The organism is Corynebacterium sp. HMSC074A01 (genome assembly GCF_001831515.1).
Classification (GTDB): Bacteria; Actinomycetota; Actinomycetes; order Mycobacteriales; family Mycobacteriaceae; genus Corynebacterium.
In genome coordinates this window covers 1-25092 of record NZ_KV825630.1, presented here as the reverse complement: position 1 = coordinate 25092, position 25092 = coordinate 1, and the positions used below count along the sequence as shown (strand labels likewise).

Annotated in this window: 23 protein-coding genes; 21 read left to right on the top strand and 2 right to left on the bottom strand. The window is 64.4% G+C overall.

Features of this window, described 5'->3' with window-relative positions:
* Positions 1-60 precede the first annotated feature (60 nt).
* Both HMPREF2550_RS09820 and HMPREF2550_RS09815 read right to left on the bottom strand, forming a co-directional pair.
* Positions 61-1095: a DoxX family membrane protein gene (locus HMPREF2550_RS09820; RefSeq protein ID WP_070790887.1), complete on the bottom strand. Its 1035-nt coding sequence runs from the start codon at positions 1093-1095 to the stop codon at positions 61-63.
* A gap of 150 nt (positions 1096-1245) precedes the next feature.
* Positions 1246-1842 carry an MBL fold metallo-hydrolase gene (locus HMPREF2550_RS09815; RefSeq protein WP_070790886.1) on the bottom strand — a complete coding sequence of 199 codons (597 nt, stop codon included), beginning with the start codon at positions 1840-1842 and terminating at the stop codon, positions 1246-1248.
* Positions 1843-1956: 114 nt separating this feature from the next.
* Here HMPREF2550_RS09815 and uvrA point away from each other — a divergent pair, with 114 nt between their 5' ends.
* The 21 genes from uvrA to tyrS all read left to right on the top strand — a co-directional run bounded on the left by uvrA (position 1957) and on the right by tyrS (position 24954).
* Positions 1957-4809: an excinuclease ABC subunit UvrA gene (gene uvrA / locus HMPREF2550_RS09810; protein WP_070790885.1), complete on the top strand. Its 2853-nt coding sequence runs from the start codon at positions 1957-1959 to the stop codon at positions 4807-4809.
* A 306-nt stretch (positions 4810-5115) separates the two neighbouring features.
* Entirely contained in the window at positions 5116-5637 is a 522-nt protein-coding gene (gene infC, locus HMPREF2550_RS09805) for a translation initiation factor IF-3 (RefSeq protein ID WP_083317190.1), read from the top strand.
* Positions 5638-5669: 32 nt separating this feature from the next.
* Positions 5670-5864: a 50S ribosomal protein L35 gene (rpmI, locus tag HMPREF2550_RS09800; RefSeq protein WP_070790884.1), complete on the top strand. Its 195-nt coding sequence runs from the start codon at positions 5670-5672 to the stop codon at positions 5862-5864.
* Positions 5865-5924: 60 nt separating this feature from the next.
* Positions 5925-6308: a 50S ribosomal protein L20 gene (rplT, locus tag HMPREF2550_RS09795; RefSeq protein ID WP_038590394.1), complete on the top strand. Its 384-nt coding sequence runs from the start codon at positions 5925-5927 to the stop codon at positions 6306-6308.
* A 108-nt stretch (positions 6309-6416) separates the two neighbouring features.
* Positions 6417-6827, top strand: coding sequence for a TM2 domain-containing protein (locus tag HMPREF2550_RS09790; protein WP_083319889.1), 411 nt, complete (start codon positions 6417-6419; stop codon positions 6825-6827).
* Between the two features lie 22 nt (positions 6828-6849).
* Positions 6850-7653, top strand: coding sequence for a TrmH family RNA methyltransferase (locus HMPREF2550_RS09785; RefSeq protein ID WP_038590397.1), 804 nt, complete (start codon positions 6850-6852; stop codon positions 7651-7653).
* Positions 7654-7736: 83 nt separating this feature from the next.
* On the top strand, positions 7737-8783 hold the full coding sequence (gene pheS, locus HMPREF2550_RS09780) for a phenylalanine--tRNA ligase subunit alpha (RefSeq protein ID WP_070790883.1): 1047 nt from the start codon (positions 7737-7739) through the stop codon (positions 8781-8783).
* Positions 8784-8818: 35 nt separating this feature from the next.
* The gene (gene pheT / locus HMPREF2550_RS09775) at positions 8819-11326 is read left to right on the top strand and encodes a phenylalanine--tRNA ligase subunit beta (RefSeq protein WP_070790882.1); all 2508 of its coding nucleotides are present in this window, start codon (positions 8819-8821) and stop codon (positions 11324-11326) included.
* A 54-nt stretch (positions 11327-11380) separates the two neighbouring features.
* Positions 11381-12424 carry an N-acetyl-gamma-glutamyl-phosphate reductase gene (argC, locus tag HMPREF2550_RS09770; protein ID WP_070790881.1) on the top strand — a complete coding sequence of 348 codons (1044 nt, stop codon included), beginning with the start codon at positions 11381-11383 and terminating at the stop codon, positions 12422-12424.
* Positions 12425-12479: 55 nt separating this feature from the next.
* Entirely contained in the window at positions 12480-13652 is a 1173-nt protein-coding gene (gene argJ, locus HMPREF2550_RS09765) for a bifunctional glutamate N-acetyltransferase/amino-acid acetyltransferase ArgJ (protein WP_070790880.1), read from the top strand.
* Between the two features lie 24 nt (positions 13653-13676).
* Positions 13677-14624, top strand: a complete 948-nt coding sequence (gene argB / locus HMPREF2550_RS09760; RefSeq protein ID WP_070790879.1) for an acetylglutamate kinase — start codon at positions 13677-13679, stop codon at positions 14622-14624.
* The gene (locus tag HMPREF2550_RS09755) at positions 14621-15811 is read left to right on the top strand and encodes an acetylornithine transaminase (RefSeq protein WP_070790878.1); all 1191 of its coding nucleotides are present in this window, start codon (positions 14621-14623) and stop codon (positions 15809-15811) included. Before argB ends, HMPREF2550_RS09755 begins: the two co-directional genes overlap by 4 nt.
* A 1-nt stretch (position 15812) precedes the next feature.
* The gene (argF, locus tag HMPREF2550_RS09750) at positions 15813-16745 is read left to right on the top strand and encodes an ornithine carbamoyltransferase (RefSeq protein ID WP_070790877.1); all 933 of its coding nucleotides are present in this window, start codon (positions 15813-15815) and stop codon (positions 16743-16745) included.
* Entirely contained in the window at positions 16742-17239 is a 498-nt protein-coding gene (locus tag HMPREF2550_RS09745) for an arginine repressor (RefSeq protein WP_070790876.1), read from the top strand. Before argF ends, HMPREF2550_RS09745 begins: the two co-directional genes overlap by 4 nt.
* A gap of 105 nt (positions 17240-17344) precedes the next feature.
* Complete coding sequence (locus HMPREF2550_RS09740; RefSeq protein WP_070790875.1) at positions 17345-18553, top strand: argininosuccinate synthase; 1209 nt, start codon at positions 17345-17347, stop codon at positions 18551-18553.
* 12 nt (positions 18554-18565) lie between these two features.
* Entirely contained in the window at positions 18566-19999 is a 1434-nt protein-coding gene (argH, locus tag HMPREF2550_RS09735) for an argininosuccinate lyase (protein ID WP_070790874.1), read from the top strand.
* Between the two features lie 51 nt (positions 20000-20050).
* Complete coding sequence (locus tag HMPREF2550_RS09730) at positions 20051-21211, top strand: hypothetical protein (RefSeq protein WP_070790873.1); 1161 nt, start codon at positions 20051-20053, stop codon at positions 21209-21211.
* Positions 21208-22794, top strand: coding sequence for a vWA domain-containing protein (locus HMPREF2550_RS09725; RefSeq protein WP_038590434.1), 1587 nt, complete (start codon positions 21208-21210; stop codon positions 22792-22794). The genes HMPREF2550_RS09730 and HMPREF2550_RS09725 overlap by 4 nt, the downstream gene beginning before the upstream one ends.
* Positions 22781-23440 carry a hypothetical protein gene (locus HMPREF2550_RS09720; RefSeq protein ID WP_051904835.1) on the top strand — a complete coding sequence of 220 codons (660 nt, stop codon included), beginning with the start codon at positions 22781-22783 and terminating at the stop codon, positions 23438-23440. Before HMPREF2550_RS09725 ends, HMPREF2550_RS09720 begins: the two co-directional genes overlap by 14 nt.
* Positions 23441-23451: 11 nt before the next feature.
* A complete protein-coding gene (locus tag HMPREF2550_RS09715; protein ID WP_038590438.1) occupies positions 23452-23637 on the top strand; it encodes a Trm112 family protein in 186 nt (61 codons plus the stop codon).
* Positions 23638-23691: 54 nt separating this feature from the next.
* The gene (gene tyrS, locus HMPREF2550_RS09710) at positions 23692-24954 is read left to right on the top strand and encodes a tyrosine--tRNA ligase (RefSeq protein WP_070790872.1); all 1263 of its coding nucleotides are present in this window, start codon (positions 23692-23694) and stop codon (positions 24952-24954) included.
* Positions 24955-25092 lie beyond the last annotated feature (138 nt).

Genomic DNA, 25092 nt, shown 5'->3' with positions numbered 1-25092 from the left:
ACAGCCCCGCCGCCCGGATTATTCCGGACTGGCGGGGCTTCAGTGTAAAAGCGCGGGGGTTTAGCCCAGCTTCTTCTGCAGCTTCTTCACGGTCTGCTTGGCGCGCTTCTCAGCCTTCTTTGCCTTGCGCTTCCACTTCAGCTTCGTGATGAAGGAGGGATCAGTGTCGAGCTTGTCGAAAGCCTTCTGCAGCTTATCGACGGAATCCTGCGCCTTCTTCTCCAACTTCTTGTGGTTCTTCTTCACCTTGTGCTTGGCGGACAGCTTGTCCAGCGTGCTCGGACGCAGGTCATCGATGGAGTCCTGCAGATCACCGACGACGGCGTTGACCTTGCGCTTTGCCTTGTACTGCTGCAGCTTGGAAGGCTTGGCCTGGTCAATGAGCTTCTCCGCGTCGAAGTCCTCGTAGGCGTCCTGCGCACGATCCGCGGTCTCGGAGAGGAACTTCGAGGTCTGCTTCTTGGCGTCATCGAACCAGTCGCCGGCGACCTCGGTGGCGTGGGCAGCGGTCTTCTTCCAGTCGTCCTTGTTGTCATCGACGTAGTCGGTGACGGTCTCGGTCGCGTCGCTGAACCAGTCGCTGGCCTTGTTCATGGCCTTCTCGGTCTCAGACTGGGTCGGCAGCGCCTGCTGCACGTTCTTCTTTGCAACCTTTGCTGCGTTCTGCGCGCGCCACTGCAGGCCCGGCTTGCCGTCCGTATCGACGGTGGCGAGCAGCACACCACCGGCGAGCGCGACGTCGGTCAGAGCGCCGGTGCGGCGGCGAGCCTTGTCGTCCTCATCCTCGGCCTCCCAGAAGGCGTTGCGGCCAATCAGGGAAGGCACGGTGGTCAGCGCCAGCAGGGATGCGGAAGTGCGCGGCATCTTGCCGATGGCGAAGAGGCTGCCAGCACCTGCCTTCACACCGCCAACGAGCTGCGCGGCGGTCTCCGGGTCTTTCGGCACCAGGCCACGGTACTCGCGCGGCACGACGGAGCGTACCTTCTTCAGCGCGGATGCTGCGGCCTCCTTGTGGCCGGCCGGGTTCAGCATGGTCTCAACACCATCGATGATGTACACGGACGCCAGCATCGGGCGAGCGATCTTACGAATCATCTCTATAACCATTCCTTCTCATTTACGTTTATGGGGATCTTGCGATCGGAGCCCGAAACGGACTCGTCTACCACCAACTGTACTTGCGTTTCCGTGCTTCTGGTGGGGACCCGGGCTACGAGCGTGCAAACGTGCCGGTATTGGCAGGTATTACCAGCGTCGCTGCCACCACTCGTCCAGGTGCGGGCGCTCCTCACCCAGGGTGGTTGGCTTGCCGTGACCGGGCCACACGATGGCCTCGTCCGGGTAGACGGCGAAGAGCTTGTCCTTAACTTCCTTGTACAAGCGGACGAAGTCACCCTCCGAGGACGTCTTGCCCAGCCCGCCCGGGAATAGGGAATCGCCGACGAAGAGGTTCGGTACGCCGTCGATTTCCACGGCAATCGCGGCTCCGCCCGGGGTGTGGCCGCGCAGAATGCAGACAGGAAACTGGTGTCCGGCGAACTCGAGCACGTCGTCGTCGCGCAGCTCGTGGTCGACTGCGGCGGGCAGCGCCGGCGCGTCCAAATAGGGAGCCCAGTGCCGGGCCCCGGTCGCCTCGAGCACCTCGACGAGCGCGCGGGTGTGGTCGTGGTGGCGGTGGGTGGTCAGCACGTCCGTGATCTTTACGCCGGCGTCGCGGGCGAGGGAGAGGAGTGCTTGGGGGTCCGCGGCGGCGTCGATAAGCAGCCCCTTGTCCCCGGCACAAATGAGGTAGCAGTTGTTGTCCATCTCGGACACAGAAATGTGATGCAAAGTAAGCGTCATGGGCCCCAGCGTAGACAGATATGGAATAGGCCGGGGGAAAGCACAGTTGTGAGGGGTTGGTAGCTTCTAGGGCAGAAGAGCAATAGAAACGTACTCGGGAAGGGACGTGGTGACGTGGCTGAATGGCTCACGGTGCGCGGCGCGCGCGAACATAACCTTAAGGGCGTAGATATCGCCCTACCGCGCGACAAGATGGCCGTGTTTACTGGGCTTTCTGGCTCCGGCAAATCCTCCCTGGCCTTCGACACCATCTTTGCCGAAGGGCAGCGGCGCTACGTGGAATCGCTGTCTTCCTATGCCCGCATGTTCCTCGGGCAGATGGACAAGCCCGACGTCGATTACATCGACGGCTTAAGCCCGGCGGTCTCGATTGACCAGAAGTCCACGAACCGCAACCCGCGCTCGACGGTAGGCACGATCACAGAAATCTACGACTACCTGCGCCTGCTCTACTCGCGCGCGGGCACCCCGCACTGCCCGCAGTGCGATGCGGTGATCCAGCGGCAGACGCCGCAGCAGATCGTGGACCAGATCCTGCAGTACGAGGAGCGGACGAAGTTCCAGGTGCTCGCGCCCATCGTGCGCAAGCGCAAGGGAGAGTTCCAGGACCTGTTCGCCGACCTGGCCGCGCAGGGCTACTCGCGCGTCAACGTTGATGGCGAGACCTACCAGCTTTCTGACCCGCCGAAGCTGGAAAAGCAGATCAAGCACACCATCGACGTGGTCGTCGACCGCCTGCAGGTCAAAGCAAGCCAGAAGCAGCGCCTCACCGATTCCGTTGAGACCGCGCTCAAGCTTGCCGACGGGCTGGTCGGCTTCGATTTCGTCGACCTCGAGGCGGACGACCCGGAGCGCGTGCAGATCTTTTCGGAGAAGATGGCCTGCCCCAACGGGCACAAGCTGGACGTGGAGGAATATGAGCCCCGCGCCTTCTCCTTCAACTCGCCCTTCGGCGCGTGTCCTGCCTGCGACGGGTTGGGCGTGCGCAAGGAGATCGACACCGACCTGGTCATCCCGGACCCGGACGCGCCGGCCGTGGACGCCTTCCAGCCGTGGAACTCCAGCCCGAACAAGAAGTACTTCGTGCGGCTGATCGAGGCGCTTGCGAAGGAAGAGGACTTCGACGCGCATGCGCCGTTTTCCTCGCTGACGAAGACGCAGCAGAAGCACCTGGTGCAGGGCTCGAGCACGAAGGTCAGCGTGCGCTACAAGAACCGCTACGGGCGGCAGCGCTCGTTCACCGCGGCCTACGAGGGCGTGATCGGCTACCTCGAGCGCAAACTCGAGCAGGCGGAGACGGACACGCAGAAGGACCGCCTGTTGGCGTATACCCGCGAGGCGCCGTGCCCGACGTGTAAGGGCGCGCGCCTGAAGCCGGAGATTCTTGCGGTGCGGCTGGATTCGACCACGCACGGCGAGCGTTCGATCGCGGGGCTGACCGAGCTTTCCATCGAAGACGCTTCTGAGTACCTGGACAACCTGGTGCTGGGCTACCGCGAGGAGATGATCGCGGGTGCCGTGCTGCGCGAGATCCAGGCGCGCCTGCATTTCCTGTTGGACGTCGGCCTGAACTACCTTACTTTGGCCAGGTCCGCGGGCACGCTCTCCGGCGGCGAGGCACAGCGCATCCGCCTGGCCACCCAGATCGGCTCCGGGCTGGCGGGCGTGCTCTACGTGTTGGACGAGCCGTCGATTGGCTTGCACCAGCGCGACAACAACCGCTTGATTGCCACGCTGAAGAAGCTGCGGGATCTGGGCAACACGCTTGTCGTGGTGGAGCACGACGAGGACACGATTCGCGAGGCGGACTGGCTCATCGACATCGGCCCGCGTGCAGGCGAGTACGGCGGGGAAGTGGTCTACCAGGGAGAGCCGGAGGGCCTGAAGGAGGCAGAAAACTCGATCACGGGTGATTACCTCGCCGGCAGGAAGAAGATCGAGGTGCCTGCCACACGCCGCCCGGTGGATGCGGATCGCACCATCAAGGTGGTCGGCGCGCGGGAGAACAACCTGCAAAACGTCGAGGTGGAGATCCCGCTTGGCCTGCTCGTGGCCGTGACCGGTGTCTCGGGATCCGGCAAGTCCACGCTGGTCAACGAGATTCTGGCGAAGACGCTGCAAAACGAGCTCAACGGTGCGCGCCAAGTGCCGGGGCGTGTGAAGCGCGTCGAGGGCCTCGACTCGCTGGACAAGCTCGTGCAGGTGGACCAGAGTCCGATCGGGCGCACGCCGCGCTCGAACCCGGCAACGTACACCGGCGTGTTTGACAAGATCCGCAACCTCTTCGCGGAGACGCAGGAGGCGAAGGTGCGCGGGTACAAGGCAGGCCGCTTCTCCTTCAACGTGAAGGGCGGGCGCTGCGAAGCCTGCCGCGGCGATGGCACTATCAAGATCGAGATGAACTTCCTGCCGGACGTGTACGTGCCCTGCGAGGTCTGCGGGGGTGCGCGCTACAACCGCGAAACGCTCGAGGTGCGCTACAAGGGCAAGACCATCGCCGAGGTGCTGGACATGCCAATTTCCGAGGCAGCGGAGTTCTTCGAGCCGATCTCGTCCATCCACCGTTACCTCGCCACGCTTGTCGACGTCGGGTTGGGCTACGTACGCCTCGGCCAGTCCGCAACGACCTTGTCCGGCGGCGAAGCGCAGCGCGTGAAACTGGCAACCGAGCTGCAGAAGCGCTCCAACGGGCGCACGATCTACATCCTTGACGAGCCGACCACCGGCCTGCACTTTGAGGACATTCGCAAGCTCATGCTGGTGCTCAACGGCCTGGTAGAGAAGGGCAACACTGTGTTGGTCATCGAGCACAACCTAGACGTGGTCAAGTCCGCGGACTGGATCATCGACATGGGCCCCGAGGGCGGCTCCGGCGGCGGCACGGTGGTCGCGCAGGGCACTCCCGAAGACGTGGCGCAGGTCGAGGGCTCCTTCACAGGCGAGTATTTGCAGCGCGTGCTCGTCTAAAAGCCTTTGGCGGGCGGTGATTTTGACTTTCTAGCCGAAGCTGTTAATGTTTCAAGGCACTACCGCCCAGTGCTCCTTTTCTAGGTGTACGGGCCGCAAGTGGAGTTACTCCCACCCCAAGCCGCGCGGCACACTCGCTGCGAAGGATACGGGTCAACGGTAGGGCGCACGGAGATATGTCCCTGCCCTGCCGGTATGGATGAACTCCCGCTAGCCTGTGTAAGACTAGCGGGTTTTTCGTGTGGGACGAGCATCGCTTGGGGCTTGGTAGCGATCACATTGTAATTCTCGTCTTTAGGAGTTCTCATCAGCGCTGAAGCTCGAATCAACGAACGCATCCGCGTTCCGGAAGTTCGCCTTGTCGGTCCGTCCGGCGAGCAGGTGGGCATCGTCCGTACGGATGACGCTCGCAAGTTGGCATACGACGCCGACCTTGACTTGGTCGAGGTGGCACCGAAGGCCAAGCCGCCCGTAGCCAAGATCATGGACTACGGCAAGTACAAGTACGAGCAGGATCAGAAGGCCCGCGAAGCGCGCAAAAACCAGCAGCAGACCGTGGTCAAGGAACAGAAGTTCCGCCCGAAGATCGATGAGCACGACTACCAGACGAAGAAGAACAACGTCGAGCGCTTCCTGGAGAAGGGCAACAAGGTCAAGGTCACTATCATGTTCCGCGGCCGCGAGCAGTCCCGTCCGGAGCTTGGCTTCCGTCTGCTTGAGCGTCTCGCTGATGACATCGGCGAGCTGGGCGTGGTCGAGTCCCGCCCGAAGCAGGACGGTCGCAACATGACGATGGTCTTTGGTCCGGCTCGCAAGGGCAAGAAGTAGCACACATTTTTCAACTCTGAAGGGCTTTTACCATGAAGCAGAAGACCCACAAGGGCACCGCAAAGCGCATCAAGGTTAACGGCAAGGGCAAGCTGCGTCGTGAGCAGGCCGGTAAGCGCCACCTCAACGAGTCGATGACCTCCAAGCGTCGTCGCAAGCTGTCCCGCACCACCGACGTGGCTCGCGCAGACCAGAAGCGCGTCAAGCGCCTGCTGGGCAAGGCTTAAAGCCTTCCGCGCATCCCATTACCGCACATATACCTCAAAAACGTAAAGGAAGTTTGACTCATGGCACGTGTGAAGCGTTCAGTCAACGCCAAGAAGAAGCGCCGCGCGATTCTGAAGTCCGCGAAGGGCTACCGCGGCCAGCGTTCCCGCCTGTACCGTAAGGCGAAGGAGCAGTGGCTGCACTCCCAGACCTACGCCTACCGCGACCGTCGTAAGCGTAAGAGCGAGTTCCGCAAGCTGTGGATCCAGCGCATCAACGCTGCTGCTCGTCTCAACGACATCACCTACAACCGCCTCATCCACGGCCTGAAGCTGGCTGAGGTCGAGGTCGACCGCAAGATTCTCGCTGAGCTTGCCGTCAACGACTTCGCTGCGTTCTCCGCTATCTGCGAGATCGCTAAGAACGCCCTCCCGGAGGACGTCAACGCACCGAAGGCTGCATAAGCGCCTTTAGCTTGTCGACGCCCACCTGCACCCGCAGGTGGGCGTTTTACGTATGTGCGGACAGTTCGTGCGGAGACCGTATCGGTGTCAGTGTGTATCGTGTGTGCCATGACGAACCCCTACAGCAACAGTGGAAAGCGCGAGTCACCGTACGCGTCCAGCTTTCAGAATGACTGGGCGGAGCACGGCGCGCAGGCTCCCAGCTGGCAGCCACCGCAGTCGCTGTCGGAGCCTGGGGCGGTGCCAGCGGGCCAGGAGCAACCGCGCTCGTGGGTGATCACCGTGCTGCTGTGCTTGTTCTTGGGCGTTTTCGGCGCGCACAGTTTCTACGCCGGCTACACCAAGCGCGGGCTTATCCAACTCGGTCTTTACTTGGCTGGCTGGTTCACGACTGCGGTGCTCATCGGCTTCCTGTTCTGGTTTGCACTGGTGATTTGGGTGATCGTGGATCTGTGCATGGTGTTCACCCGCAGCGGAACGTTCCGCACGGATGCACGCGGGGTGCGGCTCCTGCGCTAGTGGGTGAGTAGAGTGTGAGGACATGGCACTCGATTTCTCCCAACCTTTTACCGAGCGCACCCCGCGCGTTATCAATGCGGCAAAGCTGCACCGGGCGCAGGCGCGCAAGAAGGCAAAACAGTTCCTCGTGGAGGGGGAGAACTCCGTCGAGGCGGCGGTGGCCACGGGGGCGGCCACAGACTTGTTTGTCACCGAGCGTGCCGCCGATGAGTTTGCGGAGATCGTCACCACCGCCGAGTACATGGATGTGTACACCCACGCGATCACGGATCAGGCCGCAAAGCACATGACGGACATGGTGAGCACCACCGGCATTTTCGCGGTGTGCAAGCCGGCGCTGTGGACCGTTGGTGCCGCGCTGCGCGGAAATCCGCAGTTCGTCGCGGTCGGGGTGGAGACAAATGACCCTGGCAACGCGGGCACCATCATCCGTATCGCGGACGCGACCGGTGCCAACGCGGTAATTTTCGCCGGCGACACGGTCGACCCGGAATCTTCCAAGGTGGTGCGCGCCTCGGCAGGCTCGCTGTTCCACCTGCCTGTGGCCCGGGAACGCAACATCAAGGATGTCGTAGGCCAGCTGAAGGCGCAGGGCCTGCAGATTGTGGCGACGGCAATGGATGGGGAGGTCCCGCTCGATGAGGCCAGCGAGGTGCTGGCGAAGCCGACTGCGTGGTTGTTCGGCAACGAGGCGCACGGGCTGCCCTCGGAGCTTCTCGAGCTCGCGGACCACCGCGTCTCCATCCCGATCAAGGGCAGTGCAGAGTCGCTGAACCTGGCGACCGCCGCGGCAATGTGCATGTGGGAGTCCTCGAAGGCGCTCTAAGCACCTCCTCCTGGTGGTGCTCCGTTGCGCGGGTATGCTGGTGTGCGCGAAATTTATCATCTTTAGAAGTGGAAGGGACGAGAGTGTCCGAGACTCCCGAGATCCAACTGACCGAGGAGGCACTCGACGCCGCCGCCGCGGCAGCTATCGAGGCCTTTGAGCACGCAGCCGACCTGCCCGCGCTGGAAGAAGCACACCGGCAGCATCTGGGGGAGAAGGCCTTTATCCCGCAGGCACGCCGCTCCCTTGGTTCGCTGCCGAAGGACCAGCGCAAGGATGCGGGGCGGATGGTGAATATGGCGCGAGGCCGCGTCGAGAAGCGCTATGCCCAGCTGCGCAAGCTGCGCGAGGCGGAGTACCGCGAGCAGCAGCTCAAGGAAGAGGCTGTGGATGTCACCTTGCCCACGACCCGTCGGCAGGTGGGTGCGATGCACCCGATCACCACGTTGAGTGAGCAGATCGCGGACATCTTCATCGGCATGGGCTGGGAGATCGCGGACGGCCCGGAGGTTGAGGCGGAGTACTTCAACTTCGACGCGCTGAACTTCATCCCGGATCACCCTGCGCGCACCCTGCAGGACACCTTTTACATCGGTGCGGAGGATTCCAAGCAGGTCATGCGCACGCACACCTCGCCGGTGCAGGTGCGCTCCCTGCTTGAGCGTGACGTGCCGCTGTACATCGCGTGCCCGGGCCGCGTGTTCCGCACTGATGAGCTGGACGCGACGCATACCCCGGTCTTCCACCAGATCGAGGGGCTTGCGGTGGATAAGGGCCTGACGATGGCCCACCTGCGCGGCACGCTCGACCACCTGGCGAAGACGCTGTTCGGGCCGCAGGCAAAGACCCGCATGCGCACGAACTACTTCCCGTTCACCGAACCGAGTGCCGAGGTGGACGTGTGGTTTGAGAACAAGAAGGGCGGCGCTGGCTGGATCGAGTGGGGTGGCTGCGGCATGGTCAACCCGAACGTGCTGCGTGCTGTTGGCGTGGACCCGACCGAGTACCAGGGCTTCGCGTTTGGCATGGGCCTGGAGCGCACGCTGCAGTTCCGCAACGGGCTGTCTGATATGCGCGACATGGTTGAGGGCGATGTGCGTTTCACCCTGCCGTTCGGTGTACAGGCTTAACGCAGGCGTTACCGAGAAGGAGTTTTGATCAAAGCATGCTGATTTCTAAGAACTGGCTTACCCGCCTGCTGCAAGGTGCTGGCAACGAAGGCTGGACCGTTACCGACGAGGAGCTCGACGCCGGATTCGTGCGCGTTGGGTTCGAGACCGAGGGCTACGCGCCGATTGAAGAGACGACCGGGCCGCTCGTGCTCGGCCGCGTCGCGGAGATCGAGGAGCTCACCGGCTTTAAGAAGCCGATCCGTTACTGCCAGGTCGACGTGGGCCAGGCCAACGGCACTGGCGAGTTGCAGGGCATCATCTGCGGCGCGCGCAACTTTGCGCTGGGCGACTACGTTGTGGTGTCGCTGCCGGGAGCAGTGCTGCCCGGCGGTTTCGAGATCGCCGCGCGGAAGACCTACGACCACATCTCCAACGGCATGATGACCTCGGCTGCTGAGCTGGGCATGACGCAGAAGAGCGAGGGCATCATCACGCTGCCCGAGGGGCTGGGGAACCCGGGCGATGACGCGCGGGAGATCCTGCAGCTCGCCGACACGATTTTTGACGTCAACGTCACGCCGGACCGCGGCTACGCGCTCTCGGCGCGCGGCCTGATGCGTGAGCTCGCCTCCGCCTTTGACCTGAAGTTTGCCGACCCCGCGCAGGACCCGCAGGTCGCAGGCGTCGACACGTCGGCGGTGCCCGCACCGCAGGGCTCGCTTATCGACGTCACGCTGAACCCCGACCCCCGCGCCTCCCGCTTCGGCCTGGCCAAGGTGGAGGGCATCGACCCGGCAGCGCAAGCCCCGTTCTGGATGCAGCGCGAGCTCATGCTGTCCGGCATCCGCTCCGTCAACGCCGCCACGGACGTGACCAACTACGTCATGCTGCTGCTCGGCCAGCCGATGCACGCTTTCGACGCGGACAAGATCTCCGGGAACCTCACCGTGCGCAAGGCGCAGGCGGGCGAGGAGTTCGAGACGCTGGACCACTCCACCCGTAAGCTTCGGGACAGTGACGTGGTCATTGCGGACGAAGCGGGCATCCAGTCGCTGGCCGGCGTGATGGGCGGGGTGACCTCGGAGATCTCCGAGACCACCACGAACGTCTACTTCGAGGCTGCGACGTGGGACGAACTGACCGTGGCGAAGACGGCGCGCCACCACAAGCTGAGCTCCGAGTCTTCGCGCCGTTTCGAGCGCGGCGTGGATCCGGCGATTGTGGAGGTGGCCCTGGACGTTGCCTGCGCGCTGCTGCAAGACATTGCCGGCGGCACCATTGCCACCGGCCGCACGCTGGTTGGCGAAGTACCGCAGCGCGAGCCGATCGCGCTTGGGGCGCAGCACCCCTCGCAGCTGATCGGCGTGGACTACAGCTCGGAGGTCATCACGCGCCGCCTCGAGGAAGTCGGCTGCCAGGTCACCTCAGAAGGCGAGCGCTTCCTGGTGACCCCGCCAACCTGGCGTGGTGACCTGAACGAGGACGTGGAGCTGATCGAGGAGATCGTGCGCCTCGAGGGGCTCGACGCGATCCCGTCGATCCTGCCGACCCCGCGCGGTGGGCGAGGACTCACCCCGGCGCAGAAGCGCCGCCGCGCGGTGACCCACGCGCTGGCGTACGCAGGCTATGCGGAAATCATCCCGACCCCGTTCATTGCCAACGGCACCTTCGACACCTGGGGCCTGGACGCGGACGACCCGCGCCGCAACACCGTGCTGGTGCAGAACCCCCTGGACAACGACTACGGTGTGCTCGCCACCACGCTTCTGCCCTCCATGCTGGAGGCCGTGGGCAAGAACGTCGCCCGCGGCAGGGCAGACCTGGCCATCTACTCGGTGGCGCAGACCAGTTTCAAGCGAGCGGAGTCCTCGCCGATGCCGAGCGTGGCCGCGCGCCCGGACGAAGCAACCATCGCGGAGCTGCTTGCCTCGGTACCGGAGCAGCCACTGTACGCCGCGACCGTCGCGGTCGGCGACGCGGAGGCGGAGGGTCCGCTTGGTGAGGCGCGCGCCTACACCTGGGCGGATGCCATCGAGTCCGCGCGCGTGGTTGCCCGCGCCGCAGGTGTGGAGCTCGAGGTCGCCGCTGCGAACTACCTGCCGTGGCACCCGGGCCGCTGCGCGGAGCTGCGTGTGGGCGAGACCGTGGTTGGCCACGCCGGTGAGCTGCACCCGCAGGTGCTTGAGGCACTCGAGCTGCCGCCGCGCGTGTGCGCAATGGAACTCGACCTCTCCGCGCTGCCCTTTGACGCGGTGCTGCCCGCCCCGAAGCTGTCCGCCTACCCGGCGCTGCACCAGGACATCGCCCTGGTGGTGGACGAGTCGGTACCCGCAGAGAAGGTGCGGGAGGTCGTCGCAGAGGGTGCCGGTGAGCTGCTCGAGTCGGTCACGCTTTTCGACGTCTACCGTTCCGAGCAACTCGGCGCGGACAAGAAGTCCCTGGCGTTTGGCCTGGTCTTCCGCGCGCCGGACCGTACGCTGACCGAGGACGAGGCCTCGGAGGGCCGCTTGGCGGCAGCGGAAGCGGCGAAGGAGCGCTTTGGCGCGGAGATGCGTGGCTAAGCACCACGGCGTGTATAATTTGCAATCGACTGCATAAACGCGTAGGGTGTCGGTATGACACTGAACGTAGCAGTCGCCGGGGCGACCGGGTACGCAGGCGGGGAGATCCTCCGCCTGCTTTTGCGTCACCCGGCCTATGAATCAGGCGCGCTGACCATCGGCGCGCTCACCGGAAACTCGAACGCGGGCCAGCGCGTCGGCGAGCTTATGCCGCACCTGACGGAGCTGTCAGATCGCGTGATCGAGCAGACCACGCCCGAGGTGCTCGCTGGACACGATGTCGTCTTTTTGGGCCTGCCGCACGGCTTTTCCGCCGAGATCGGCAAGGCGCTGCCGGACGAGGCCGTGGTGATCGACTGCGCCGCCGACTTCCGGCTGCGCGATGCCGCCGCCTGGCAGCACTACTACGGCAGCGAACACGCTGGTTCGTGGCCCTACGGCATTCCGGAGATGCCCGGGCACCGCGAGGCGCTGCGCGGTGCGCCCCGGATCGCGGTGCCCGGCTGTTTCCCCACTGGCGCGACGCTGGCGGCGCTGCCTGCGGTTGCTGCGGGTGTGTGTGAGCCTGACCTTCGCGTGGTGGCGATCACTGGAGTTTCCGGCGGGGGCAAGAAGGCGTCGGTAGGCATGCTCGGGGCTGAGACCATGGGCTCGCTCAAGGCTTATAAGACTGCCGGAACGCACCGTCACACGCCGGAAATTATGCAGAATATTGCCGAGGTGACCGACGCCCCGGTGAACGTGAGCTTCACGCCGGTGCTTGCGCCGCTGCCGCGCGGCATCCTCACCACCATCACGGCACCGCTGGCGCAGGGCGCAACGAAGGAGTCTGTGCGCGCTGCCTACGAGGCCGCGTACAAGGACGAGCCTTTCGTCCACCTGCTGCCGGAGGGCGCGCAGCCGCAGACCCAGAATGTGGTCGGCTCGAACATGTGCCACCTGCAGGTCGAGGTGGACGAAGGGGCTGGCGTGGTGCTGATGACCTCGGCGATCGACAACCTGACTAAGGGCACCGGCGGGGCGGCGGTGCAGTGCATGAACTTGGCGCTTGGGTACGCGGAGACGGATGGACTCCCGCGACAGGGCGTTGCACCTTAAACCTGCACCCCAATCCGACACCCCGGACGCTTAAAGAAAGAGAACAATAGAGACTATGAGTACGCACAATGCACAGGGCGTGACCGCCCCGCAGGGTTTCACGGCAGCTGCCGCACAGGCAGGGATTAAGCCTTCCGGCAAGCCGGACATGGCGCTGGTGGTGAATGCCGGGCCGCGCTTCGACGCCGCCGCGGTGTTTACACGCAACCGCGTGAAGGCCTCTCCGGTGAAGCTTTCGCAGCAGGCGGTGGCTGACGGGTCGCTGCGTGCCGTGCTGTACAACTCTGGCAACGCGAATGCCTGCAACGGTGCGCAGGGGGATGCGGATGCCCGCGAATCCCAGTCGTATGCTGCGGCGGCGCTCGGCGTGGACGCGGGCGAGGTCGCGGTCTGCTCGACCGGGTTGATCGGCGAGCTGTTGGAGATGGACAAGGTCAAAGGGGGAGTAGACGCGCTCGTCCCGGCGCTTGGCACCGACAACGGCCAGGCGGCCGCAGACGCGATTCTGACCACCGACCTGGTGCGTAAAGAAGCCGTGTACTCCGGCGAGGGCTTCACCGTCGGCGCGATGGGCAAGGGCGTGGGCATGATGGCACCCTCGCTGGCGACGATGCTGGTGTGCATCACCACGGACGCGCAGGCCACGCCGGAGGCGCTGGAGGTGGCGCTGCGCAAAGCCACGAAGGTCACGTTCGACACGGTGGATATTGACGGCTCGACGTCCACAAACGACACGGTGATCGTCATGGCCAACGGTGCCAGTGGCACCACCCCGCGCCAGGAAGAGCTCGACGCTGCCATCCTGCACGTGTGCGACTCGCTCGCGCGCCAGATGCAGGCGGACGCCGAGGGCGTGACCAAGCGCGTCAACATTACGGTCACCGGTACCGCCGACGATGAGCAGGCGCTCAACGCCGCGCGCACGCTCGGGCGCGACAACCTGTTCAAGTGCGCGATGTTCGGCTCGGACCCGAACTGGGGCCGCACGCTCGCCGCCGTCGGCATGGCGGATGCGGAGATGGACCCGGACAAAATCTCTGTCTCTTTCAACGGCGAGGCGGTCTGCATCGACTCGACTGGTACGCCGGGAGCACGCGAGGTAGATCTGAGCGGTGCGGATATCGACGTGCTCGTGGACCTTGGCACCGGCGGACCGGGCAAGGCCACGGTGCACACGACCGATCTGTCGCACGACTACGTGGAAATCAACTCGGCCTACAGCTCTTAATACCCGCAGGAATAGAGGAAGCATATGGATAGCGCACTGCAGTCGTTGACCAGCGAGGCGCGCGCACACGTACTTGCCGAGGCGCTGCCTTGGCTGCAGCACTACCGCGACAAGATCGTGGTGGTGAAGTACGGCGGCAACGCCATGATTGATGAGTCGCTCAAGACCGCCTTCGCCGCAGACATGGTCTTTCTGCGCACCGTCGGCGCGAAGCCGGTGGTGGTGCACGGCGGCGGCCCGCAGATCACCGCGATGCTCAAGCGCCTGGACTTGGACGGCGGCGAGTTCGTCGGCGGGTTCCGCGTGACCACCCCGGAGATCCTGGACGTGGTGCGCATGGTGCTCTTCGGCCAGGTCGGCCGCGACCTGCTGGGCAAGATCAACTCGCACGGCCCGTATGCGGTGGGCACCTCCGGCGAGGACGCCGGGCTGTTTACCGCCGAGCGCCGCTTTGTCGACGTTGACGGCACGCCCACCGACATCGGCCTGGTCGGCACCATCACAGACGTGAACCCCTCCGCGGTGATGGACATCATCGAGGCAGGCCGCATCCCGGTCGTCTCCGGCATCGCCCCGGGCACGGATGGCAACGTCTACAACATCAACGCCGACGAGGCCGCCGGTGCCCTAGCCGCCGCCATCGGCGCGGAGCGCCTGGTGGTGCTCACGAACGTCGAGGGCCTGTACACCGACTGGCCGGACAAGGATTCGCTGCTGTCCAAGATCAAGGCCGATGACCTGGCGCAGATGATGCCTAAGCTGGATACGGGCATGATCCCGAAGATGGGCGCGTGCCTCACCGCCGTCAACGGCGGGGTCAAGGCAGCGCACGTCATCGACGGCCGCATCGCGCACTCGGTGCTGCTTGAGCTGCTGACCGTCGGCGGCATCGGCACGATGGTCTTGCCGGAAGCTTACGACGCGAACGAGTACCCAGAAGGCACAGTCTTCAGGAAGGATGAAACCGCATGACCGATACGCCAACGTCTAAGTGGAACGCCACGCTGATGAACACCTACGGCACCCCGCCGGTCACGCTCGTCTCCGGCAAGGGCGCGCACGCCACCGGCGAGGACGGCACCGACTACATCGACCTGCTCGCAGGTATCGCGGTGAACTCCTTAGGCCACGCACACCCGGCGATCGTGGAGGCCGTGAGCAACCAGATCGGCACGCTCGGGCACGTGTCCAACCTCTTCGGCTCCACGCCGGTCGTGGCCGCCGCGGAAAAGCTGAAAGCCCGCTTCGGCGACGAGAGCGCGCGTCTGTTCTTCTGCAACTCCGGCGGCGAGGCCAACGAGGCCGCCTTCAAGCTTGCACGCTTGACTGGACGGTCCCGGGTGCTGGCCGCGGTCCACGGCTTCCACGGCCGCACGATGGGTTCGCTGGCGCTGACCGGCCAGCCGGAAAAGCGCGCGCCTTTCGAGCCGCTGCCCGCCGGCGTCGAGTTCTTCGACTACGGCGACCTCGACGCGGTGCGTGCGCTCGTGGCCGAGAACCCGTCCGAGGTGGCCGCGATCATCGTCGAGCCCATCCAGGGCGAGACCGGCGTGATCCCCGCCCCAGAGGGCTTCCTTACCGGCCTGCGCGAAATCTGCGATGAGAGCGGGGCACTGCTGCTTATCGACGAAGTACAGACCGGCATCGGACGGACCGGCGACTTCTTCGCGTTCCAGCACGAGGGCATCAGGCCCGATGTCGTCACCATGGCCAAGGGGCTCGGCGGCGGCCTGCCGATCGGCGCGGTCCTCGCGCGCGGCAAGGCGGCGGAGCTGTTCACCCCGGGCAGCCATGGCACGACCTTCGGCGGCAACCCGGTGGCCTGCGCCGCTGCCAACGCCGTCCTCGACACGATCGATGATGACTTCCTCGCCGAGGTGCGCCGCAAGGGCGAGAAGCTCGCCGAAGGGCTGGCGGCGATTGACGGGGTACGCGAAGTCCGCGGCCGCGGACTCATGCTCGGTGCCGTGCTCGATGCGCCCGTGGCGAAGGAAGCTGTGGCGGCTGGGCTGAAGCGCGGGGTGATCGTCAACGCGCCGTCGGCAAGCGTGCTGCGCCTTACACCGCCACTGGTAATCACAGATGAAGAGATTGACACCGCACTCGAGCGGGTCGCGCTCGCGCTGCGGGACGTGACGGAGCAGCAGAAAGGGAACTAGGATGACCAGGCATTTTTTGGCAGACGACGATCTTTCCCCGGCCGAGCAGGCCGAGGTGCTCGCGCTGGCCGCGGAGATGAAGCGCGACCGCTTTGCGCACCGGCCGCTGGAGGGGCCGAAGTCGGTGGCGGTGCTCTTTGACAAGACGTCGACGCGCACCCGCTTCTCCTTCGACGTGGGCATCACGCAGCTTGGTGGGCACGCGATCATCACCGATACCTCGCAGTCGCAGATGGGCAAGGGGGAGACGCTGCAGGACACAGCGGCGGTGCTTTCCCGCTTCGTGGATGCGATCGTGTGGCGCACCTACGCGCACGAGAACTTCCACAAGATGGCGGAGACCGCGACGGTGCCGCTGGTCAATGCGCTCTCCGACGATCTGCACCCGTGCCAGATTCTGGCGGACCTGCAGACGATTCAGGAGAACTTTGGCAAGCTTAAAGGTCTGCGCGCCGCCTACCTCGGCGACGGCGACAACAATATGGCCAACTCCTACATGCTTGGCTTTGCCACCGCGGGCGTCGACATCGCCATCGTGGCACCGGAGGGCTTCCACCCGAAGGAGGAGTTCGTCACGCGTGCCCGCGCCCGCGCAGCAGAAACCGGTGCCGAGGTGACCGTGACCGCTGACTTGGCCGCCGTTGACGGGGTCGACGTGGTCATCACCGATACCTGGGTGTCCATGGGACAGGAGGACGACGGCAAGGACCGCCGCACCCCATTTTTGCCCTACCAGGTCAACGCTGACCTCATGGCTCGAGCCGGTGAGAACGCCATTTTCCTGCACTGCCTGCCCGCTTACCGCGGTAACGAGGTCACGGCCGAGGTTATCGACGGCCTGGCCTCCCGCGTCTTCGACGAGGCGGAAAACCGCCTGCACGCGCAGAAGGCGCTGCTGGCTTGGCTGATGGCACACCAGGAGGAAAGCGCATGACCCAACCCGTTTCGCGTACCGCCCGCCAGGCACGCATCCTCGAGATCATTGGCTCGACGCGGGTCTCTTCGCAGGCCCAGCTGTCCGAGATCCTGCAGTCCGACGGCATCGAGATCACTCAGGCGACGCTCTCGCGCGACTTAGACGAACTCGGTGCGAAGAAGATTCGCCCGCTTGGCGGCGGCCGCGCCTACTACACGGTGACTTCTGATACCGGTTCCATCAACGTGGTGCAGTCCGGCCCGCGGGAGAAGCTGCGCCGGATGATCGAGGAACTGGTGGTTTCCGTGGACTACACGGGCAACACCACCGTGCTGCGCACACCGCCGGGCGCTGCGCAGTACCTGGCCAGCTACATCGACCGGGTCGGCTTGGACGAGGTGGTCGGCTGCATCGCCGGCGACGACACGATCTTCGTGCTCGCGCGGGAGCCGCTTACCGGCAAAGACCTGGGCGTCAAAGTCTTCGGGCACGTCCACCCGGCCAACGAATAGGCAGTGCACGCCGGTTGCCCCGCTGCTTAAGGCACCGGGGTACGCTTAGCCAAGCGTGAAATTTTTGAACTTCATTTACACCTAAAGCAAAGGAGCTTTCAACTCATGAGCAATCGCGTTGTTCTCGCGTACTCCGGCGGTCTGGATACGTCCGTCGCCATCCCGTATCTGGGCGAAATGCTTGACGCCGACGTCGTCGCTGTGGCGCTCGACCTGGGCCAGGGCGGCGAGGACATGGATTCTGTCCGCCAGCGCGCGCTGGACTGCGGCGCTGTCGAGTCCATCGTGGTGGACGCCAAGGACGAGTTCGCCGAGGAGTACTGCCTTCCCACCATCAAGGCCAACGGCATGTACCAGGGCGAGTACCCGCTGGTATCCGCCATTTCCCGCCCGCTGATTGTCAAGCACCTGGTGGAAGCAGCGCAGCAGCACGGCGGTACCCACGTCGCTCACGGCTGCACCGGTAAGGGCAACGACCAGGTCCGCTTCGAGGTCGGCTTCCTCAACCAGGATCCGGACCTGGAGATCGTGGCACCCGCGCGCGACTTTGCGTGGACCCGCGACAAGGCCATCGAGTTCGCAGAGGGCAAGGACCTGCCGATCGAGCAGTCCGCAGCGTCCCCGTTCTCCATCGACCAGAACGTGTGGGGCCGCGCCGTCGAGACCGGCTTTTTGGAGGACCTGTGGAACCCGCCGACAAAGGACCTCTACGCCTACACCGAGGACCCGGCGCTGGGCAATGCTCCGGACGAGGTCATCATCTCCTTTGAGTCCGGCAAGCCCGTCGCCATCGACGGCCGCAAGGTGACCGTGCTCGAGGCCATCGAAGAGCTCAACCGCCGTGCAGGTGCCCAGGGCATCGGCCGCCTGGACATGGTTGAGGATCGCCTGGTGGGCATCAAGTCCCGCGAGGTCTACGAGGCACCGGGCGCGATCACTCTGATCACCGCGCACAAGGCGCTGGAGGATGTCACCGTCGAGCGTGAGCTCGCGCGCTACAAGCGGCTTATCGACGCCCGCTGGTCCGAAGAGGTCTACGACGGCCTCTGGTTCGGCCCGCTGAAGCGCTCCCTGGACGCGTTTATCGAGTCCACTCAGGAGCACGTTACCGGCGATATCCGCATGGAGCTGCACGCAGGCAAGGCGACGGTCAACGGTCGCCGCTCCAACCACTCGCTCTACGACTTCAACCTGGCCACCTACGACACGGGTGATACCTTCGATCAGACCCTGGCCAAGGGCTTCGTGCGCCTGCACGGCCTGAGCTCGCAGATTGCCAACAAGCGCGACCGCGAAGCGGGCGCGCAGAAGTAGGAGCCGATAGGTATGGAGCAGCACAAGACGAATGAAGGCGCGCTGTGGGGTGGCCGTTTCTCCGGCGGTCCCTCGGAAGCGATGTTCGCACTGAGCGTGTCCACCCACTTTGACTGGGTACTCGCACCGTATGACGTGTTGGCCTCGAAGGCGCACGCCAAGGTGCTGCACAAGGCGGGCCTGCTTTCCGACGCCGACTTGGACACCATGCTCGTCGGCCTCGATCAGCTGGGCAAGGACGTTGCAGACGGCACCTTTGTCCCAGCTCCGACGGATGAGGATGTCCACGGCGCGATGGAGCGCGGCCTGATCGAGCGCGTCGGCCCCGAGGTCGGCGGCCGCCTGCGCGCGGGGCGTTCCCGCAACGACCAGGTCGCCGCGATGTTCCGCATGTGGTGCCGCGACGCCCTGCGCGGGGTCGCGGTTGAGGTGAGCAACCTCATCGACGCGCTCGTCGACCAAGCGGCGGCGCACCCGGACGCGATCATGCCGGGCAAGACCCACTTCCAGGCGGCGCAGCCGATCCTGCTCGCGCACTCCCTGCTCGCGCACGCGCAGCCGCTGCTGCGCGACCTGGAGCGGATCCAGGACGCAGATAAGCGCCTGGCGGTCTCGCCCTATGGCTCAGGCGCCTTGGCCGGATCTTCGCTGCACCTGGACCCGGAGGCAATCGCCACCGAGCTGGGCTTCGACTCTGCGACCGACAACTCGCTCGACGGCACCGCCTCGCGCGATTTCGCGGCGGAGACTGCCTACGTGCTCGCTCAGATCGCCGTGGACATCTCCCGGCTGTCGGAGGAGCTCATCGCGTGGTCCACTCCGGAGTTCGGCTACATTACGCTCGACGACGCCTGGTCGACCGGCTCGTCGATCATGCCGCAGAAGAAGAACCCGGACGTTCCTGAGCTTGCTCGTGGCAAGACTGGCCGCCTACTGGGCAACCTGACGGGCTTGCTGGCCACGCTCAAGGCGATGCCGCTGGCGTACAACCGCGACCTGCAGGAGGACAAGGAGCCGGTGATCGACTCGGTCAACCAGCTGCGCATCCTCCTGCCGGCGATGACCGGGTTGGTCTCCACGCTGGTGTTCCACGAAGATCGCATGCGCGAGCTCGCGCCGGCAGGTTTCACCCTGGCCACGGATCTGGCGGAGTGGATGGTGCGCCAGGGCGTGCCCTTCCGCGAAGCCCACGAGGCTTCCGGAGCCTGCGTGCGTATCGCCGAGCAGCGCGGCGTGGATCTGGTGGATTTGACGGACGAGGAACTCGCGGGCGTCGATAAGCGGCTGAAGCCCGAGGTGCGCGAAGTGCTCACCATCGATGGGGCAGTGGCCTCCCGAGACACGCGTGGCGGCACCGCCAAGGTGCGAGTAGTAGAGCAGCGCGAGCGTGTGGCGGAAGCCAACGCAGCCTTCCGCGCATGGGCTGAGAAGCCCGTGCGTGGCTAGGTGACACTCCTTTCCCCTGCGAAGTGACTTAGCACACTCTATGCTGGGTGCATGACTGTTTCGAACGGCAACAACCGAAAGCAGCGCGGATCTCGCGTGCTTTCGGTTGTTTTGGGTTGCATCCTGCTCGTGCTGGCTGGCTATGCGGTCTACAGCGCGCGAGACTCCCAGTCTTCTGGAGGGTTTTTCGGGCTTGGTGGCGGCTCGGGTATGACCACAGTGCGCGGTGTGATCGGCTCGGAAAAGCGGGACTACTTCGACGACCCGGAAGTCAAAGAGCGACTGGAGAAGCTCGGCTATACCGTCGAGTTTTCAACCGCGGGCTCGCGGCAGATCGCCACGAGTACTGACTTAGAGAAGCAGGACTTTGTCTTTCCCTCGTCCGGCCCGGCTGCGCAGAAGGTGAAGAGTCTGGGATCCAACTACTCGGTGGACTATCCCTTCTTTACCCCGATGGCCATTGCGAGCTGGAAGCCGCTGGCGGAGATGCTCGAGCGGGAAGGCGTGGTTCACAGCACCGATGGCGGCTATGCCTTCGACATGGCTGCCTATATCAAGCTGGTGGAAGAGGGGAAGCGCTGGCGCGACCTCGGCGATGGCTACGCCTCGCCCCGCCAGGTGCAGGTAAGCACCACGGATATTCGTACTTCCAACTCTGCGGCGATGTACCTGTCGCTGCTGGCGTGGCAGTTCCAGGAGGAAGAGCCCGGCATCTCCCCTGATGCGCTGGTGGACAAGATTGCCCCGTTTTTCGTGGGCCAGGGATACTCCGAATCCTCGTCCTCGGCGCCGTTTCGCGATTACCTGAGCCAGGGGATGGGTTCCATGCCGCTGGTGCTGGTGTACGAGGCGCAGTTCCTCGGCGAGCAGATGAAGGAGCGCTCGCGGATCCGCGAGGACATGGTGCTCATGCGACTTGAACCCACTGTGGTGGCCAACCACGGCATCGTCGGGATCTCCGATGGAGGCAAAGAGCTTGGACGCCTGCTGAGCACGGACCCGGAGCTGCAGCAGCTGGCCGCCAAGCACGGCTTCCGCCCGGCTGAAAGTGGCTCGCTGGCAGAAGAGCTTGAAGCACACGGCCTGCCCGCGCCGTCCGATTACGTCAACAGCGTCGACCCACCCACCTTTGACCAGCTCGAGCAGCTGCTTGACGGGGTGGGCGAGCGCTACGGAGGCCAACCGCCCGCCAACGAGGAGGCAACCCTATGAAGAGAATCTTTGCCCTCTGCACGACGCTGATGCTGGCACTGGTCGCATCCGGGTGCTCGGCGCTGGACCAGCTCCCGCAGCTGGGAGAAAACAAGCCGCTGCACATTGTGGCGGCCACTGAGCTGCAAGACCTCGAACCGCTAATTCAGCAGGCCGGTGAGGAGCTGGGCACCGATATCGAGGTGACCTACCTCGGCGGCACCCTAGAGAACTCGCAGGCGCTCAAGGCCGGTGAGCTGGACGGGGCGTACGACGCGACCTGGTTCGCCACGAACCGCTACGCCAACCTGATCGGTGCCGCGGATGCGCTGGGGGAGGAGTACCCGCTGGCGAGCTCGCCGATCGCGATTGGGCTGCGCAGCGAAATCGCTCGCTCCAACGGCTGGGTTGACAACCCGCCCACCTGGGAAGACCTTGCCCAGGCCGCGAAGGACGGCGAGTTTACCTTCGGGATGACGGACCCCACCGCGTCGAACTCCGGGTTTTCCACCGTGGTCTCCGCCGCTACCGCGCTCGCGGACACAGGCGTGGCGCTTTCCCAGCAGGACCTTGACGCGGTAGGTCCGCAGCTAGGAGAGTTCTTCTCGGCCCAGACCCTGTCCTCGGGCTCGTCTGGGTGGCTCGCGGACACCTTCCGCGACGACTCGTCGAAAGCCGACGGCATCTTCAACTACGAGTCCACCCTGCACCAGCTGAAGAAGGACGGGGTCGACCTTGAGGTGATCGTGCCCGCAGACGGCACGATCACCGCCGACTACCCGTTGAGCACGCTGCGCACGCCGCAGCACGAAGGCTCCGCTGACACCGTGCGCGAGCTGGCAGAGTGGTTCGAGGAGCACCAGCAGGAAGTCGCAGACACCTACCGTCGCCCGGTCTTCCCGGTAGACGCCCTGCCCGCGGAGCTGTCCGGCCAGAACCCGATCGACCTGCAATACCCGGCAAACGAGACCGTGGCACGCACCCTGCTGGAGCGCTACAACGACGACTTCCGCCGCCCGGGCCAGTCCATCTTCCTGCTGGATACCTCCGGGTCAATGCAGGGCGAGCGCATGACTTCGCTGAAGGCCATCATGGGCCAGCTCATTGGGGGCTCCGCGGCGACGTCGACAGGCGATGTTTCCTTCCGCAACCGGGAATCAGTAAGTCTACGGCCGTTCAACAGCGAACTGCTCGACGGCGTGACCGCGACGCTTTCCGAGGATGATCCACAAAGTCGCGCCACGCTAAGCGAGTTTATCGACGGTCTCGAAGCCGACGGGTACACCGCCACCTACGGAGCCCTGAAGGGAGTGCTGGAAGAGCAAGCCAAGATGCGCAGCGCCGAGCAGGATGGTGAGTTCCGTGCCCCGACGATCGTGCTGCTTTCCGACGGTGAAGCGACCGTGCCACCCTTTTACGATGAGTTCGCAGCCGAGTATGCCCAGCACGACGAGTGGGCAGGTATACCCGTCTTCGTCATTCTGTACGGCGAGGCGAAACGCGCTGAAATGGACAAGCTTGCGGAACTGACGGGGGGTAAAGTTTTCGACGCACAGCAGGCAGAGTTGGCCGAGATGTTTAAGGAGATCCGTGGCTACCAATAAGTGGGAGTACTTCAGCTCGCGCAAGAACCAGGTCGGCATGATCGCCGCCGCGCTGACCACGGGCCTGTTCATCGTGTTTGGCCTCATTGGCGCGGCAGGCGTGATCCCGTGGCTGGTTGCCACTACCGCGGCGTACGGCGCGGGTGCGCTGCTGACCCCCTCGCGCGAGCAGAAGGCCCTGGAGCCGAGTGTCCCGACGCAGGCACTGATCGACGCCGAAGTACAGGAGAACCTGACGAAGCTGCACCGCGCGAACGTACCCCCGCCGGTCTACAACGAGGCGCTCGCCCTGCAAGCTGCGATCCGTTTCGTGCTCTCGCGCTGGGACGATCTGAACGCGACGCCAGAGCACCAGCAGACGGTGTACAACGTGTCGAAAATCTACTTCCCCGAGGTCGTGACCACCTACCTCAACTCCCCGCTGTACCGCGGGGAGGATGCCTCCCTGTGGTGCATGGAGTCCCTCGACACCATGACGAAGGCCGTCGACCGGGTCAAGCAGGGCATTTTGGACAACAACTTGCGCGCGCTCGAATCGCAAGCCACCTACCTCAAGGAGGCGCTGAAAGGGCCAATCCCGCTTGACGACGCAGCGTTGGACCCACCAACCGATCCCGACACTCCTTCGATGAACCCCTACCAGTAAGCTTGAGTGCTATGAGTCTCGATCCGAAACTCCTTGACGTACTTGCCTGCCCACAGGACAAGGGCCCGCTGACGTACAAGGAAGATGAACAGTTGCTGGTGAACGAGCGCCTCAACATTGCCTATCGCATCGACGACGGCATCCCGGTGCTCCTTATCGACGAGGCGCAGGACTATCCGTCCGCACCGTCCGCGTAGCTACGCGCTTCGCTCAGCCCTGTATCACCACGAGAGAATTGAGAGAGACTACCTATGAGCACGAACATTGTTGATGAGCTTGAATGGCGCGGACTGATCAACCAGTCCACCGACCTGGAGGCACTGCGGACCGCGACCGAGGCACCAATCAGCCTGTACTGCGGCTTTGACCCGACGGGCCCGTCGCTGCACGCGGGACACCTCGTCCCGCTGCTCATGCTCCGCCGCTTCCAGGAAGCTGGCCACCGTCCGATCGTGCTGGCCGGCGGCGCTACCGGCATGATCGGCGACCCGCGAGATGTGGGGGGGCGCACGATGAACTCCTCCGACACGGTCGCTGATTGGGCAGATCGCATTTCGAGCCAGCTCGAGCGCTTCGTCTCCTTCGAGGGGGACAACGCCGCGCTGCTGGTGAACAACAATGACTGGATCAAGGACATGACCGTCATTGATTTCCTGCGCGACGTGGGCAAGCACTTCTCCCTGTCCACCATGCTCAGCCGCGACACTGTCAAGCGCCGCCTGGAAAACGATGGCATCTCCTACACCGAGTTCTCCTACATGCTGCTGCAGGCAAACGACTACGTGCAGTTGCGTCGCAACCACGACTGCGTACTGCAAGTAGGCGGCGGCGACCAGTGGGGCAACCTTGTCGCTGGCGTTGACCTGAACCGTCGCATGGATGGCGAGCAGGTCCACGCGTTGACTGTTCCGCTCGTGACCGACTCGGAGGGCAAGAAGTTCGGCAAGTCCACCGGTGGCGGCTCCCTGTGGCTGGACCCGGAAATGACCAGCCCGTACACTTGGTACCAGTACTTTGTGAACACCGCCGATGCCGACGTCATCCGTTACCTACGCTGGTTCACTTTCCTTGACCAGGAAGAGCTTGACCGCCTCGCCGTCGAGGTGGAGGAGCGCCCGTTTAAGCGTGAGGCGCAGAAGCGTCTCGCGCAGGAGATGACCGACCTGGTGCACGGGGTGAAGGCTCGCGAAGGCGTGGAACTTGCCTCGCAGGCGCTGTTCGGCCGCGCCGAGATCCGTGACCTGGATGAGCAGACGCTCGCCTCGGCGGTCTCCGCGACCGAGGTCTTCGAGTTCAGCGACGCCGAGACCTCCATCGTCGACCTGCTTGTTGGTGCAGGATTGGCGGATTCGAAGGGCGCGGCTCGCCGATCCATCAAGGAAGGCGGCATCTACGTCAACAACGAGCGTGTCGAGTCTGAAGAGTGGACGCCTTCTAGTGACGATCTGCTGCACGGTGAATGGCTCGTGCTGCGCCGCGGCAAGAAGAGCTTCGCTGGCGCCAAGAAGATTTAGCACTTCAATTCGCTGCAACGCCGTTGCTTCTCGTGTAAGGGGAAGCAACGGCGTTTTTGCTTAGGGCAAATATGCGCCTTGTACTGGCGATTTGTGTTGGTGTGTGGAAGATGGTTAAGTATTTTCTCGTTGCCGCGA

Coding starts and splice junctions, on each gene's coding strand:
- HMPREF2550_RS09755 (WP_070790878.1), top strand. CDS start 14,621: ATGACCGATACGCCAACGTCTAAGTGGAACGCCACGCTGATGAACACC.
- HMPREF2550_RS09790 (WP_083319889.1), top strand. CDS start 6,417: ATGACGAACCCCTACAGCAACAGTGGAAAGCGCGAGTCACCGTACGCG.
- rplT (WP_038590394.1), top strand. CDS start 5,925: ATGGCACGTGTGAAGCGTTCAGTCAACGCCAAGAAGAAGCGCCGCGCG.
- HMPREF2550_RS09745 (WP_070790876.1), top strand. CDS start 16,742: ATGACCCAACCCGTTTCGCGTACCGCCCGCCAGGCACGCATCCTCGAG.
- argH (WP_070790874.1), top strand. CDS start 18,566: ATGGAGCAGCACAAGACGAATGAAGGCGCGCTGTGGGGTGGCCGTTTC.
- argC (WP_070790881.1), top strand. CDS start 11,381: ATGACACTGAACGTAGCAGTCGCCGGGGCGACCGGGTACGCAGGCGGG.
- argF (WP_070790877.1), top strand. CDS start 15,813: ATGACCAGGCATTTTTTGGCAGACGACGATCTTTCCCCGGCCGAGCAG.
- rpmI (WP_070790884.1), top strand. CDS start 5,670: ATGAAGCAGAAGACCCACAAGGGCACCGCAAAGCGCATCAAGGTTAAC.
- HMPREF2550_RS09715 (WP_038590438.1), top strand. CDS start 23,452: ATGAGTCTCGATCCGAAACTCCTTGACGTACTTGCCTGCCCACAGGAC.
- HMPREF2550_RS09785 (WP_038590397.1), top strand. CDS start 6,850: ATGGCACTCGATTTCTCCCAACCTTTTACCGAGCGCACCCCGCGCGTT.
- pheT (WP_070790882.1), top strand. CDS start 8,819: ATGCTGATTTCTAAGAACTGGCTTACCCGCCTGCTGCAAGGTGCTGGC.
- HMPREF2550_RS09820 (WP_070790887.1), bottom strand. CDS start 1,095: ATGATTCGTAAGATCGCTCGCCCGATGCTGGCGTCCGTGTACATCATC.
- HMPREF2550_RS09815 (WP_070790886.1), bottom strand. CDS start 1,842: ATGACGCTTACTTTGCATCACATTTCTGTGTCCGAGATGGACAACAAC.
- HMPREF2550_RS09740 (WP_070790875.1), top strand. CDS start 17,345: ATGAGCAATCGCGTTGTTCTCGCGTACTCCGGCGGTCTGGATACGTCC.
- HMPREF2550_RS09725 (WP_038590434.1), top strand. CDS start 21,208: ATGAAGAGAATCTTTGCCCTCTGCACGACGCTGATGCTGGCACTGGTC.
- tyrS (WP_070790872.1), top strand. CDS start 23,692: ATGAGCACGAACATTGTTGATGAGCTTGAATGGCGCGGACTGATCAAC.
- argB (WP_070790879.1), top strand. CDS start 13,677: ATGGATAGCGCACTGCAGTCGTTGACCAGCGAGGCGCGCGCACACGTA.
- HMPREF2550_RS09730 (WP_070790873.1), top strand. CDS start 20,051: ATGACTGTTTCGAACGGCAACAACCGAAAGCAGCGCGGATCTCGCGTG.
- argJ (WP_070790880.1), top strand. CDS start 12,480: ATGAGTACGCACAATGCACAGGGCGTGACCGCCCCGCAGGGTTTCACG.